The sequence below is a fragment of the Vibrio sp. Vb339 genome (assembly GCF_902751245.1).
GTDB classification, from domain to species: Bacteria; Pseudomonadota; Gammaproteobacteria; order Enterobacterales; family Vibrionaceae; genus Vibrio; species Vibrio coralliirubri.
The window spans coordinates 372,603-387,254 of record NZ_CADDIS010000002.1 but is presented as its reverse complement, the minus strand read 5'-3'; the positions used below and the strand labels follow the sequence as shown (position 1 = coordinate 387,254).

Below are 14,652 nucleotides of genomic sequence, written 5' to 3'. Positions count from 1 at the left end.
ACCCGACTTAAAGACTCAGAGCCACAAACATCAGGCGTGCGATTGCACACTGCCGTAGAGTGTTTGATAGAGTCCTTGTTGTTCAACCAATTCACCATGTGTTCCCGTCTGTGTGACTTGTCCATCTTCTAAAACATAGATTAGATCGGCTTGTTTCACCGCTGATAATCGATGAGCCACTATCAAAGTTGTGCGATCTTTCAAAAACTCGCTCAACGCTTTATGCAGCGCTGACTCTGTTGCTGTATCGAGTGCAGATGTCGCTTCATCAAGAATAACAAACTTAGGATTGCTCAGCACCATACGAGCTATTGCTAAGCGTTGTCGTTGACCACCAGACAGTCGAACGCCGTTCCTACCAATTTGTGTATCTAAGCCATTACTCAGTTGCTTGATGACATCTTGCATTTGAGCGACTTCAAGCGCGCGCCACAACGACATTTCATCGTATTCAGCACCAAGGGTCAGATTATGCCTTAATGTATCGTTAAAGAGTATAGGTTGTTGTAAAACCACGGCAATTTGATTGCGTATTACATCAAAGCTGATGTCATCGGTTGTTTCACCGTTATAGCGAATGCAACCCGAGTCTGCTTGGTAAACCCCAATCAGCAACTGGATTAACGTAGATTTACCACCGCCACTTGCGCCCACCAAAGCGACTTTCTTACCTGCAGGGATGTGCAGCGATAGCCTATTTAAAACAGTGTTTTCCAATGTGTAAGAGAATGTAACGTCTTCGATGTCGACTGTCACTTCTTGATCTTCAGTGAATGGGTTTACTTTACTAATAGGACGCTTCTCTTCTTCTAACTGAAGAAGATCGTTGATGCGTTGCAGGGCAGCTTTCGCGCTATACCAAGAGAATTGAATCCCTAGCAGCTCTTGAACTGGGCCTAACATGAACCACAAGTAACCAAATACCGCAAAAATCTGACCAATGGTTAAGTCACTGAATAACACCATTAGCATAGCGACGGCACGGAAAAGCTCGAAACCTAATAAGAAGAGTAGAAACGAAACACGGCCAGCAGCTTCAGATTGCCAAGCGTATTTGTCGGCATCGATTCTTACTTGGTTTGCTTGAACCTTAAGTTCATCGAGAAAGATACGTTCTTTATTCGCCGCACGCAGTTGGTAAATGCCGTCTAAGGTTTCCACCAAGCGATTCTGAAAGCGTTCGAAAGATTGGTTCTCGTACTTTTTAAGGTGCTTAACCTTGCTGCCTAGTTTACGAGAGAAATAAATAACAACAGGATTGACCAGTAGAATGAACAGTCCTAAACGCCACTCTAACCATAACAGCACGATTGCGGTACCGAACACAGTTAAGAAGCTGATGAGGAACTTAGAGAGCGTTGAGCCAATGAACTTATCGATTGTCTCTATGTCTGTTATTAGGTGAGCATTAATACCGCCGCTGCCTTTAGTCTCGTATTGTCTAATACTGATACGGCCAAGCTTATCTATCATCTTGCTACGCATTTGATAGGTGATTGTTTTGGAGACGAGTGTAAATTGACGCCCTTGTAGAATGTTCAGCGCTTGGCTAACCGATCGCATGATAATCACTAACAACAAGGTTAGTGCTATGTAGCCAGTCGGTGTTTGTAATGAAGATGGAAGTAGATGGTTCATCATATCTAAGCCAGAAGCGGGCTTATCAAGTAATACTTCATCAACCATTAATGGCATGAGCAACGGGATAGGGACACTAATGAGAGTTGCAAATATGGCAATAATGTTAGCAAACAGTAATTTGGACTTGTGTTTTTTTACTTGAGTTATTAACCAAGAACGGCTAATAGTGTCTTCTGAATTGTTCATTGTAATGAGAATAAGTCCTATTTAGTTTGATGGCCGCATTCTACTGCGTTCTCTTGATAATGGAAGTCTCAATTTAATTGGAAGTTAATATGAAAATAGAACATTACCAACGCTTAACCAAACAAGCCGTTGCATTAATTGAATCAGAAACCGATCTAACTGCTAATCTTGCTAATATCAGTTCTTTATTATTCATGGAATTGGATGATTTGAATTGGGCGGGTTTCTATTTAATGAAGCAGGACCAAGCTAAGGAAAAAGACGAACTTGTACTGGGTCCTTTCCAAGGTCAACCTGCTTGTGTGCGAATTCCGGTAGGGCGTGGAGTGTGTGGAACTGCGGTTGCGACGAATACAGTTCAGCGCATTCATGATGTTCATGAGTTCGAAGGTCACATCGCTTGTGACGCTGCAAGTAACTCAGAAATCGTTATTCCGTTCTCGATTGGCGGAAAAATCGCGGGTGTTCTTGATATCGATAGCCCAAATGTTGGCCGTTTTTCTCAAATTGACGAGGACGGATTAACATTTTTCATGGCAGAAGTGGAAAAGCTGCTTAATTCGCACGCGAACAAGGCATAAATTATTCTCTTACTGTGGTTTTTCCCAAGCATCTCTCTATAATACGTAAAAATATTTTCTTAATGCTCGCGGAAAACCGCAAAAACCAGGAACCCACATGGAAAACACTGAAAAGTTAAAAAACAGCAAAGAAGTTATCGCATATATTGCTGAATGTTTCCCTAAATGCTTTACTCTAGAAGGTGAAGCGAAGCCACTTAAAATTGGTATTTTTCAAGATCTTGCTGAACGTCTAAATGAAGACGAAAAAGTAAGTAAGACTCAGCTTCGTGCAGCGTTAAGACAGTACACATCATCATGGCGTTACCTGCACGGCGTAAAAGCTGGCGCAGAACGTGTTGACCTAGACGGCAACGCGTGTGGCACACTAGAAGAAGAGCACGTTGAACACGCTAAAGCTACACTTGCAGAAAGCAAAGCGAAAGTTCAGGCTCGTCGTAAAGAACAAGCACAAAAAGCTCGTGAAGAAGGCAAAGCAAAACCTAAGGCGAAGAAAGCTCAACAGCCTCGTCGTCAAGCGCCTAAAGCACCAAAAGTAGAAAAGCCTGTAGAAACACGCGCTTTGAACGCTGACGAATTCATCGCTGGCAAAGAAGTAAATGTGAACATGGGTAAAGGAAACATGGCTGCGACCATTGTTGAAATCAATAAGGAAGATGTGCGTGTTCAGTTAGCAAACGGCCTACAAATGGTTGTTAAAGCGGAGCACTTGCGCGCTTAAAGGAGATACTCCTACGCATGAAATGCCGTTCAAAATTGACACTGATTGCTGCTAGCTTTTGGCTAGCAGCTTCAGCTCAGGCTCTTGAAGCCAAATTAGATCAGGACGATTTACCTCTACTCGCTCCTGAGGTCCAACACGAAACTGCTAGTAAACGTGTTACTTCTCGATTTACTCGTTCTCACTATAAACACTTCAATCTCAACGATGATTTCTCTCAAGCTATCTTTAATCGTTACTTAGAGATGCTGGATTATAATCGTAATATCTTCACTCAAGCTGATATTGACTCTTTCGCTGCGTCATCTACACAAATTGATGATCAACTGAAAGCAGGCAATAACCAGATTGCATTCGATGTTTATAATTTGTCTATGCAGAAGCGTTTTGAACGTTTTCAATATGCATTGTCTTTGCTAGATACAGAGATTAAGTTTGATACTGATGAAAGTATTGAGCTCAATCGTAGTGAAGCAGAGTGGCCAAAAGATATCGCTGAAGTGAATGAGCTTTGGAGAAAACGCGTTAAATACGATGCGTTGAATCTAAAACTTACTGGCAAAGAGTGGCCAGAGATTCAAGAAGTTTTGGAAAAGCGTTACAACAATGCGATGAAGCGTATTACGCAATCGCATAATGAAGATGCTTTCCAAATCTACATGAACGCATTTGCGCGTGAAGTTGATCCTCACACCAGTTACCTTTCTCCAAGAAACGCAGAGCAATTCCAATCAGAGATGAATCTATCTCTAGAAGGTATTGGTGCTGTACTTCAGATGACAGACGACTACACCGTTATTCGATCTTTAGTTGCTGGTGGCCCTGCGTCAAATAGCAAACAATTGAGCGATGGCGACCGTATTGTTGGCGTTGGTCAAGATGGCGAAGAGATTGTTGATGTTATCGGCTGGCGTTTAGATGATGTAGTGCAATTAATTAAAGGACCGAAAGGGACTAAAGTTAAGCTACAAATCTTGCCAGATGGTAAAGATGCAAAAAGTCACGTTGTCACAATTGTCCGCGACAAGATTCGTCTAGAAGACCGCGCTGTTAAGTCAGAAGTTATCGAGAAAGATGGCAAGAAGATTGGTGTACTAGAAGTGCCTAGTTTCTATGTTGGTCTTTCTAAAGATACCGATAAACTGATCACCGAGCTTAAAGAGCAAGGTGTTGAAGGTATTATTGTTGATCTGCGAAACAACGGTGGTGGTGCACTAACGGAAGCAACCGAACTCTCTGGTTTGTTTATCAAAGAGGGGCCTGTTGTTCAGGTTCGTGATAGTTACGGTCGTGTCAAAGTGAACAGTGATACTGATGGTGAAATCAGTTACCAAGGCCCGTTAACGGTATTGGTGAATCGCTACAGTGCTTCGGCATCTGAGATCTTTGCAGCAGCGATGCAGGATTACGGTCGTGCAATCATCCTAGGTGAAAACTCTTTCGGTAAAGGTACGGTACAACAGCATCGTTCTTTGAATCATATTTATGATTTGTTCGACAAAGAGTTGGGCTATGTTCAATACACAATCCAGAAATTCTATCGAATCAATGGTGGCAGTACACAAAACAAAGGTGTAGTACCTGATATTGCTTACCCAACGCCAATTGACCCGGCAGATACTGGTGAAAGTGTTGAAGACAATGCTCTACCTTGGGACAGCATTGATAAAGCAAACTACTCAGTGTTACAGCGTAACGATGAGCAAATTGCTGCTTTAACGGCTCAACACCAAGCTCGTATTGCGACAGATATGGAATTTGGCTTTATCGCGCAAGATATTGAAAAATATAAGGCAGATAAAGACGATAACGACCTTTCTTTGAATGAAAAGGTACGTCAGCAAGAGAGTGATGATGCGGATGCGCTTCGTCTAGATCGTATTAATCAACGTCAAAAAGCCGCTAAGTTAGAGGCGTTTAAAACGTTGGATGATATTCCTAAAGACTATGAAGCCCCGGATGCTTATCTTGATGAGTCTGTTGCCATCATGCTGGATATGATCAAGAAATAGAGCAAACGCCTGTTATAAGGTGATTGTTTAAAGATACGCAATTAAAAAGCGAGCCTAGGCTCGCTTTTTTTGTGTCTATGTTTTGACAAGAATATCTGATTGTAACCGTTGAGATTGTCGCAAAGAACACTCAATATTCAGGGTGATTTAGCTCCATTTTGCGTTGGATAATGACACTTAAGTTACTTCGCACTTAAAATTTAGTGACTTGGATCATATTTTTTCGCTTTCTAATCATTACGTGCCTAAGCTTAAAGAAAATGAGGGGGCGCGTATGAAATGGATTCTACTAATTTTATCTTGTTTAAGTTTTGTTGCTTTTGGGAGCGAGGTCGCTTCGAGCAGCCAACAATCAAAAAGTGATAGTAATCTATCTCATTTTGACCTTCCTCTGCTGCTTGGTGATTGGTATTTGATGAATCCAGATCCTGAGCAAGGTACTGAAAACTTTAGAGCAATCAAACTCACTCTCGATTCAAATTACTCATTCACTATCGATATCCAAAAGAAAGACTACAGTGTGGATCATTGGGAAGGTTTGTATAACGCCAATGAAGACACCATTATTTTAGGTTTGAATACTTCTGAGCCTCAGGTTTACGCATACAGCAGTAACCATAATATGCTGAATCTTAACGGTGTTATGTTCACCAAAGCCTTGCCCAACGCCCTGGCTGGAATATGGTCAAGCGCCGAACTGTCTGGAAGCGACTTGCGAGCCAGCAACATTCAAAAAATGGATTTAGTGCTTCAACCTGATTTTATCTTCATGTTCCGAGTGTCCGATGAAGAAGGGGGTGAAGTCATTCGTCGTGGTGTGTATTACACCGAGGGCGACCAATTAGTGCTGCTTTATGAGAACGGTGAGCACGGCACTCGTTACACATTGAATAGTGATGTTTTGACGCTTCAAGGTGAAGAGGGAGACATGTTCGCGGTGCTTAATCGTATACGTTAAGGACGAGTTTTAGCCATAAAATCGGTTCGTTGAAAATATGGCACACAGTTCATTTCTTAGCCGTTCCTTTCTGATTTGATTGATAAAATAGCAAAACATGGAGGCATTTTCCTACAATGCCTCCTTTTTTTAATATTCCCCTTGTGTTCTTGGCGCTCAACCTTTAGATATATACAGTTAACAAATAATTACGTATAACGATCAAAAGGAACCCGTCATGGCACATACACCTCAAGCCAAGTATCGTAAAGATTATCAATCACCATCTCACACTATTTCTGAAATCGATCTTACCTTCGATTTGTACGATTCAGCATCTATCATTACGGCGGTGTCTAGTGTTAAGCAAGAGAAAGATAGCTCGACCTTAGTACTTGATGGTGAAGGCTTGAAGCTGGTTTCTGTTTTGGTAGAAGGTAAAGAGTGGACTCAATATGAACAGTCTGAAACTCAACTGACACTGAACGATTTACCACAAGAATTCACATTAACGATCGTGACTGAAGTTGATCCTGAAGGGAACAGTGCACTTGAAGGCCTGTACAAATCAGGTGGTGCTTTCTGTACGCAATGTGAAGCAGAAGGTTTCCGTCGTATCACTTACTACATGGATCGCCCAGACGTCTTGGCAAAATTCACCACCACGGTTATCGCCGACAAAGCAGAAAATCCATTCTTGTTAAGTAATGGTAACCGTGTTGATGAAGGTGAAGCTGAAAATGGACGTCACTGGGTGAAGTGGCAAGATCCACATCCAAAACCAGCATACCTATTTGCTTTGGTTGCGGGTGACTTTGATGTACTTCGTGATGCTTACACTACGCAATCAGGCCGCAAAGTTGATCTAGAAATCTTTGTCGACAAAGGCAACCTAGACAGAGCTAACCACGCGATGGTTTCTTTGATTAACTCAATGAAGTGGGACGAAGAGCGTTTCAACTTAGAGTACGACTTAGACATCTACATGATTGTAGCCGTTGATTTCTTCAATATGGGTGCGATGGAAAACAAAGGTCTGAACGTATTCAACTCTAAGTTTGTTCTCGCGAACGACCAAACTGCTACGGATACCGATTACCTAGGCATCGAAGCGGTAATCGGTCATGAATATTTCCATAACTGGACCGGTAACCGAGTGACTTGTCGTGATTGGTTTCAACTAAGCTTGAAAGAAGGCTTAACCGTATTCCGTGACCAAGAGTTCTCATCTGATCTTGGCTCTCGCGCAGTAAACCGCATCAACAATGTTCGTATTATTCGCGGGCCGCAATTCGCTGAAGACGCAAGTCCAATGTCTCACCCAATTCGTCCAGAAAAAGTGATAGAAATGAATAACTTCTACACATTGACTGTGTACGAAAAGGGCAGTGAAGTGATCCGAATGATCCACACATTGTTGGGTGAAGATGGTTTCCAAAAAGGAATGAAGCTTTACTTTGAACGTCACGATGGTACGGCTGCAACATGTGAAGACTTCGTCGCGGCAATGGAAGATGCGTCGGGCGTCGACCTATCTCAGTTCCGTTTATGGTACAGCCAGTCTGGCACACCGACGCTGTCTGTTAAAAGCCACTACAACGCAGAGAAGAAACAATACACGTTAACAACTCGCCAAGTAACAGCGCCAACTCATGAGCAAACGGAAAAGCAGGCTCTGCATATTCCTCTTGATATCGAGTTATACACGGCTACGGGTGAAGTTGTTGAGTTACAATGTAACGGAAAGCTGGTTCATAACGTGTTAGATGTGAAAGAAGCAGAGCAAACATTCGTGTTTGAGAACGTTTCTGAGCAACCGATCCCATCATTACTTCGTGAATTTTCTGCGCCAGTGAAACTGGAGTACAACTATTCAGATGAAGAGCTTATCTTCCTAATGGTAAATGCACGCAATGAATTCTCTCGTTGGGATGCGGGTCAAATGCTTTTAGCGAAGTACATCCGCAGTAACGTTGAGAAGGTTCAACAGGGTCAAGCGTTTGAGCTTTCTGATTCTGTTGTTGATGCATTCCGTGGCGTACTGTTGAGTGATTCACTAGAGCCTGCGTTTATTGCAGAAATGCTTTCACTGCCAAGCCACAATGAAGTATCGGGTTGGTATGAGCGTGTTGATATTGATGCGGTCGCATTAGTTCTCAACTCAATGAAAGTCACACTAGCTGCAGAACTTGAAGATGAGTTAGCGGCGGTTTATCACAGCCACGCACTAGCGGAATACACGATCGATCACGATTCGATTGGTAAGCGTACTCTACGTAGAGTTTGCCTAAGTTACTTAGCTCATACTGAGCAGGGCAATGACTTGGTTGTTGCGATGTACCAGCAAGCAAACAACATGACAGACACCATGGCAGCAATGGGCGCGGCAAACAGTGCACAACTCGCGTGTCGTGAAACCTTGATGGCGGACTACAGTGACAAGTGGAAACACGATGGTCTTGTTATGGATAAGTGGTTTGCATTGCAAGGTACAAACCCAAGTTCAAACGCACTTGAAGTGATCAAAGCGTCTATGTCACATCAAGCGTTCAGTTTGAAAAACCCGAACCGTACCCGTAACTTGGTCGGTTCATTCTTAAACATGAACCCGGTTCAATTCCACGACAAGTCTGGTCAAGGCTATGCATTTTCTGGCGAGATCTTACGTGAGCTAAACAGCAGCAACCCGCAAGTGGCTTCACGTTTGATTGACCCGCTACTTAAGTTCCGTAAGTACGACGATGTTCGTCAAGCTCTTATCAAGCAGGAACTAGAGACGTTAAAGAACATGGACAACCTAGCAAAAGACTTGTTTGAGAAAGTGACTAAAGCACTAGAAGCTTAAGTTAAACGCTCAATAAGATAAGCTGTTTGCTATAACGAAAGGCCATCAGTGGTAGAGAATATCTGCCACTGATTTTTTGTTTCTGGTTCGTCGAATTTTCGATAAGCTAGAGCAGTTTCAAGTTCAGTTTCACCGTCAGACATATAAAAGTGCCAAAAAACACCGGCACTGTATATTTATACAGGCATCGTATGAATCGCTATATTTTCCAACTTAACATCTCATATCAGCAGTTTTTGGCCAGCTATTCTGGCGCCGCAAGTAAAGTTCAAGTGATAACCACAACAGGTTTACGTTTACAGTTACCTGCAACTCGGTTCAGACCATTTCTTACACAAATAGGGGTTAGAGGGCAGTTTAGGCTGACAACTGACCAAAAAAATAAGTTTATTAAGTTAGAAGCTCTGTAAACCTTGGCGTGCCTAGTGAGTTAAAAGGAATCTTAATCACATAATCAAACATTTCACCTCTTACCACCTCCAAAACAATTAACTATTTTTCAATAATGCTTTTACAATAAATGAATGCATTACCTTTGCTTAACTCGTTAGTAGAAAAGCGCTCAACGGCACGTTTCAAACACCAGATTAAGTGATCCCCCTAATAATAAAATATAATTCTAATTGTGGAGTGTGACTATGACCGCACGTGAAACTGTGGTTCCAGTTTTACTTGAAAAAGTTTACAAGCTGATTCAAGACAAACTTGACCTTGCTCATCGACCTCTCGTAACTCAACTTGCTCAACACTTGTTTAGTAACGTTTCTCACGACGATCTGACTCAGAGAAACGAATCCGATTTATATGGTGCTGTAGTTAGCTTATGGCATCACATCAATGAAAAGAAAGCCAACGAAATCTCTGTACGCGTTTTCAACCCGACGGTAAGTCGTCAAGGCTGGCAGTCTACTCACACTATCGTTGAGATAGTCGTTCCAGACAGCCCATTCCTTGTTGATTCCGTAAAAATGGCATTGACTCGCCTAGACCTTTCTTCTCACCTTATGCTTCATAACCCAACACAAATCTCTCGCTCAGATAAGGGCAGTGTTGTCGGTGTAAGCAATAACGAAGGTGCATTCCAATCGCTTTTCCATATCGAGGTTGACCGTCTTAGCAGTAAAGCTGAAATGACAGCTCTTAAAACGGAGCTACTGGATATCTTTACCGATACTAGCTTAGTTGTGAACGATTGGTTGAAGATGGTAGAACGACTTGAAGAAGTAACCAATCAAGTAGAAAAGCAGAAAGAGAGCATTCCTGTAGATGGCCAACGTTTTGATGAAACGTTGGCGTTTCTTCGTTGGTTAGGTGAACACAACTTTACATTCATGGGTTATAAGGAATATGACCTAGTTTCAGTTAACGGCGACACTGAACTGCAACCGACCAAGGAGCAAGGTCTTGGTTTGTTTGCGAACTCAGATCGTGTACGTAACGTTAAGCTATCTGAGTTTTCTGATTCGGCACGTCTTGAAGCGAAAAAGCCTTATGTGCTTATCGTAACCAAGGGCAACACGGCTTCACGCATTCACCGCCCAGCTTACAACGATTACATTGGTATTAAGAAGTTCGATAAGAACGGTAAGGTCATTGGTGAGCACCGCTTTACTGGTCTTTACACATCTGCCGTTTATAACCAAACCGTTGAAACGATTCCTCTTGTTCGCGAGAAAGTAGAACGTATTTTGGATGCGAGTGGTTACCGTGAAGGTTCATACTCTTACAAAGCGCTGCACAACATTCTTGAAAACTACCCACGTGATGAACTGCTGCAAGCTCGAGAAGAAGAGCTACTAGAAGTCGGTACGGGCGTAGTACAAATGCAAGATCGTGATCTTCTGCGTTTGTTTGTTCGCAAAGACCCGTTTGGTCGTTTCTTTAGCTGCATGGTTTACGTAACAAAAGATCGTTACAACACAGAGCTTCGTCGCCAAACACAGCGCATCTTGAAACAGTACTTTGGTTGTGAAGAAGAGGTTGAATTTACAACGTACTTCTCTGAAAGCCCGCTAGCAAGAACACACTATATTGTTCGTGTTGATAACAACAACATGGATGTGGACGTGAAAACAATTGAGCAAAATTTAATGGAAGTATCGTCTACGTGGGATGACCGTCTGTCTGAGTCAATCATTGCAAACTTCGGTGAAAGCAAAGGTCTTCCATTATCGAAAGAGTACATGCGTGCATTCCCACGTTCGTACAAAGAAGACATGATGCCAGGTTCAGCTGTTGCTGACATCGAACGTTTAGAAGCGCTAAGTGAAGACAACAAACTGGGTATGCTTTTCTACCGTCCTCAAGAAGAAGCGGCAGATTCAAAAGCCGTTCGTTTGAAGTTGTTCTACCACAGCGATGAGCCAATTCACCTTTCTGATGTTATGCCAATGCTTGAAAACTTTGGCCTACGCGTTATCGGTGAATCTCCATATGAAGTGCGTAAAACCAACGGTGTGACATATTGGATCCTAGATTTCTCTATGCTGCACAAGAGCGATAAGACTATTGATCTTCGTGAAGCTCGCGATCTTTTCCAACAAGCCTTTGCGGCAATTTGGGCGGGTGAGTTAGATAGCGATGGTTTCAACCGCTTAGTGCTTGGCGCTGGTCTTTCTGGCCGTGAAATCTCAATCTTACGTGCTTATGCTCGTTACATGCGTCAAGTCGGTTTCCCATTCAGCCAACAATACATTGAAGACACACTGTCTCATTACCCAGAATTAGCGAAAGGGTTAGTGAGCCTATTCGGCAAGCGTTTTGACCCGAAACTGAAAGGCAGCGCAAAAGGCCAACAAGATCTTATTAAGAAGATCACTGAACAGTTGGATCATGTAGAAAGCTTGGATGATGATCGTATCATTCGTCGCTACATGGAAATGATCACTGCAACGCTTCGTACTAACTACTACCAAGTAGACGAAAACAAGCAGTCTAAACCTTGGTTGGCTCTGAAAATGAGACCAAGCGAGATTCCAGATATCCCAGCGCCAGTTCCTGCGTTTGAGATCTTCGTTTACGCACCAGACATTGAAGGTGTGCATCTACGTGGCGGTAAAGTAGCACGTGGTGGTTTACGTTGGTCAGACCGTCAAGAGGACTTCCGTACTGAGATTCTAGGCCTAGTTAAAGCGCAACAAGTTAAGAACACGGTTATCGTACCGGTTGGCGCTAAAGGTGGTTTCGTTTGTAAGCGTCAACACATGATGTCTGGCCGAGACGAAATCTTCGCTGAAGGTCAACGCTGTTACAAGCGCTTCATCCGTGCACTACTAGACGTATCAGACAACATCATTGAAGGTGAGGTTATCCCACCTAAGAGCGTTGTTCGTCACGATGAGGATGACCCTTACTTGGTTGTTGCTGCCGATAAAGGCACCGCGACATTCTCAGATCTAGCGAACTCAGTAGCGGAAGAGTACAACTTCTGGCTAGGTGATGCGTTTGCATCGGGTGGTTCTAACGGTTACGACCACAAAGCCATGGGTATCACGGCGAAAGGTGGCTGGGAATCGGTTAAACGTCACTTCCGCGAAATGGGTATCAACTGTCAGAGCACAGACTTCACTGCCATTGGTGTGGGTGATATGGCGGGTGACGTATTTGGTAACGGTATGTTGCTATCTAAGCACATTCGCTTACAAGCTGCGTTTAACCACATGCATATCTTCATTGACCCGAATCCAGAGTCGGCATCAAGCTGGGTAGAGCGTGACCGTCTGTTTAATCTGCCTCGTTCAAGCTGGGAAGATTACAACAAAGACCTGATTTCTCAAGGTGGTGGCATCTTCTCTCGCCGAGCGAAGTCTATCTCTCTGACACCTGAAATTCAGAAAATGCTGGGCACTAAGAAAGCATCAATGGCACCCAATGACTTGATCAAAGCGATCTTGTCTATGAAGGTTGATCTACTTTGGAACGGCGGTATTGGTACTTACGTTAAGTCTTCTAGCGAGACTCATACTGATGTGGGTGACCGTGCCAATGACGTGCTACGTATCGACGGCCGTGACCTGAAAGCTAAGGTTGTTGGTGAAGGCGGTAACTTGGGTATGACTCAATTAGGTCGTATTGAATATGCTCTAACGGGCGGTCGAGTTAATACTGATTTTGTTGATAACGTTGGCGGTGTAGATTGCTCGGATAACGAAGTTAACATTAAGATCTTCTTGAATGGTTTGGTGTCTAATGGTGATCTAACCGTTAAGCAACGTAACCAAGTTCTTGAATCTATGGAAGACGAAGTAGGCGAAATCGTACTAGACGACGCTTACTGCCAAGCTGAGTCTATCTCTGTTACTGAGCATCAAGGTGTTGGCTTAGTGAAAGAGCAGATCCGCTTTATCCACACTATGGAAAAAGCAGGGTACTTAGACCGTGGTTTGGAATACATCCCAGATGACGAAACGCTGCTAGAGCGTGAGAAGCAAGGCCAAGCACTAACAAGACCAGAGCTATCAGTATTGATCGCTTACGGTAAAATGGTTCTAAAAGAAGATCTTGTGAGTGATGATATTGCGAATGATGAGTTCCATGCTCAACAACTGATGCAATACTTCCCAACAGAGTTACGCCGTAACTACTCTCAGCACATGGATAACCATCCACTTCGTGCAGAGATCATTGCGACTGCGCTTGCTAACCAAATGGTTAACGAGATGGGCTGTAACTTCGTGACTCGCTTGCAAGAAGAGACGGGCGCAAACATTGTTGATATTGCGAATGCTTACGCGGCATCACGTGAAATCTACGGTTTGGGTAAGGTATTGAAGAGCATCCGTGAACTGGACAACATTTCAAGTTCTGAAGCTCAATACGAATTGCTTTACCATGTACGTCGTACACTTCGCCGTCTAGCACGCTGGTTGCTAAGAAACCGTACCGGTAAACAGTCAGTGAATGCATTGATTGAGCTTTACCAAGGTGATGTCGTTGCGATTACTGAGAAGCTGGATGAAAACTTAGTGGCTTCAGAAGTCGAAGAGCATCAAGCAATGGCTCAAGTTTGGATTGACCAAGGTGTAAACGCTGAGCTGGCTAATTCAGTGGCTCGTTTGTCTAGCTTGTACTCTGCACTGGATATATCCACAGTAGCTCGTGAAACAGGTAAAACAGTACAGCAAGCGTCTAAGCTTTACTTCAACCTAGGCGACCGTTTGTCACTGCACTGGTTCTTGAAGCAAATCAATGGCCAAGCTGTAGATAACAACTGGCAAGCACTGGCGCGTGCAGCATTCAGAGAAGATCTGGATTGGCAGCAACGTCAGTTAACTGGCCAAGTACTTAACTGTGGTTGTGCTTCAGACATCGATGTAATTAAAGCGCTTGATGACTGGATGGAAAGTAACTCTGTTTCTCTACATCGTTGGGAAAGCATCCTAAACGAATTCAAAGTAGGTTCTGTTCACGAGTTTGCTAAGTTCTCAGTAGCACTGCGTGAATTGATGCTGTTGAATCTAAACTGCATGTCGAAAGACTAGTCACTAGATAAGATGAAAAAGTATAAGGGCAGGCCACAAGGTCTGCCTTTTTCGTTTCAGTAAAGTGGGATCAATAGACCTCACGATTTTTGAAGGACCAACTTAGATGGACACGTTGTTTTTTGTTAAGTGAGCTGGTGGCTGTACTAAGGTTGAGATTAGAAATGGCTTAATAACCTGAAGAAACGATAACGTTTGCTTAATAATGAACCTCATTCGTTAGCAAACTCGATTATCTTACCCTTACAG

The 14,652-nt window shown here is 43.2% G+C and carries 8 protein-coding genes; 7 read left to right on the top strand and 1 reads right to left on the bottom strand.

The window, feature by feature from the left end; all coding sequences use genetic code 11:
• Positions 1–30: 30 nt before the first annotated feature.
• The gene (locus tag HRQ85_RS10600; protein WP_172379568.1) at positions 31–1,827 is read right to left on the bottom strand and encodes an ABC transporter ATP-binding protein; all 1,797 of its coding nucleotides are present in this window, start codon (positions 1,825–1,827) and stop codon (positions 31–33) included.
• 89 nt (positions 1,828–1,916) lie between these two features.
• On the opposite strand from HRQ85_RS10600, the gene HRQ85_RS10595 reads away from it, so the two are divergent.
• From HRQ85_RS10595 to HRQ85_RS10565, 7 genes are all read left to right on the top strand, one after another.
• Positions 1,917–2,408: a GAF domain-containing protein gene (locus HRQ85_RS10595; protein WP_017630025.1), complete on the top strand. Its 492-nt coding sequence runs from the start codon at positions 1,917–1,919 to the stop codon at positions 2,406–2,408.
• 97 nt (positions 2,409–2,505) lie between these two features.
• Complete coding sequence (gene proQ / locus HRQ85_RS10590) at positions 2,506–3,129, top strand: RNA chaperone ProQ (protein WP_017057223.1); 624 nt, start codon at positions 2,506–2,508, stop codon at positions 3,127–3,129.
• 17 nt (positions 3,130–3,146) lie between these two features.
• Positions 3,147–5,141 carry a carboxy terminal-processing peptidase gene (prc, locus tag HRQ85_RS10585; RefSeq protein WP_048612134.1) on the top strand — a complete coding sequence of 665 codons (1,995 nt, stop codon included), beginning with the start codon at positions 3,147–3,149 and terminating at the stop codon, positions 5,139–5,141.
• A 274-nt stretch (positions 5,142–5,415) separates the two neighbouring features.
• Positions 5,416–6,099, top strand: coding sequence for a hypothetical protein (locus HRQ85_RS10580; protein WP_019823244.1), 684 nt, complete (start codon positions 5,416–5,418; stop codon positions 6,097–6,099).
• 217 nt (positions 6,100–6,316) lie between these two features.
• Positions 6,317–8,923, top strand: a complete 2,607-nt coding sequence (gene pepN, locus HRQ85_RS10575; RefSeq protein ID WP_172379567.1) for an aminopeptidase N — start codon at positions 6,317–6,319, stop codon at positions 8,921–8,923.
• A gap of 191 nt (positions 8,924–9,114) precedes the next feature.
• Positions 9,115–9,333, top strand: a complete 219-nt coding sequence (locus HRQ85_RS10570; RefSeq protein WP_004733645.1) for a DUF2835 domain-containing protein — start codon at positions 9,115–9,117, stop codon at positions 9,331–9,333.
• A 228-nt stretch (positions 9,334–9,561) separates the two neighbouring features.
• A complete protein-coding gene (locus tag HRQ85_RS10565) occupies positions 9,562–14,403 on the top strand; it encodes an NAD-glutamate dehydrogenase (protein WP_172379566.1) in 4,842 nt (1,613 codons plus the stop codon).
• Positions 14,404–14,652 lie beyond the last annotated feature (249 nt).

What these genes read in the sequence shown, in the direction of transcription:
- prc (WP_048612134.1), top strand. Translation starts at nt 3,147, where the DNA reads ATGAAATGCCGTTCAAAATTGACACTGATTGCTGCTAGCTTTTGGCTA.
- HRQ85_RS10570 (WP_004733645.1), top strand. Translation starts at nt 9,115, where the DNA reads ATGAATCGCTATATTTTCCAACTTAACATCTCATATCAGCAGTTTTTG.
- proQ (WP_017057223.1), top strand. Translation starts at nt 2,506, where the DNA reads ATGGAAAACACTGAAAAGTTAAAAAACAGCAAAGAAGTTATCGCATAT.
- HRQ85_RS10565 (WP_172379566.1), top strand. Translation starts at nt 9,562, where the DNA reads ATGACCGCACGTGAAACTGTGGTTCCAGTTTTACTTGAAAAAGTTTAC.
- HRQ85_RS10580 (WP_019823244.1), top strand. Translation starts at nt 5,416, where the DNA reads ATGAAATGGATTCTACTAATTTTATCTTGTTTAAGTTTTGTTGCTTTT.
- pepN (WP_172379567.1), top strand. Translation starts at nt 6,317, where the DNA reads ATGGCACATACACCTCAAGCCAAGTATCGTAAAGATTATCAATCACCA.
- HRQ85_RS10600 (WP_172379568.1), bottom strand. Translation starts at nt 1,827, where the DNA reads ATGAACAATTCAGAAGACACTATTAGCCGTTCTTGGTTAATAACTCAA.
- HRQ85_RS10595 (WP_017630025.1), top strand. Translation starts at nt 1,917, where the DNA reads ATGAAAATAGAACATTACCAACGCTTAACCAAACAAGCCGTTGCATTA.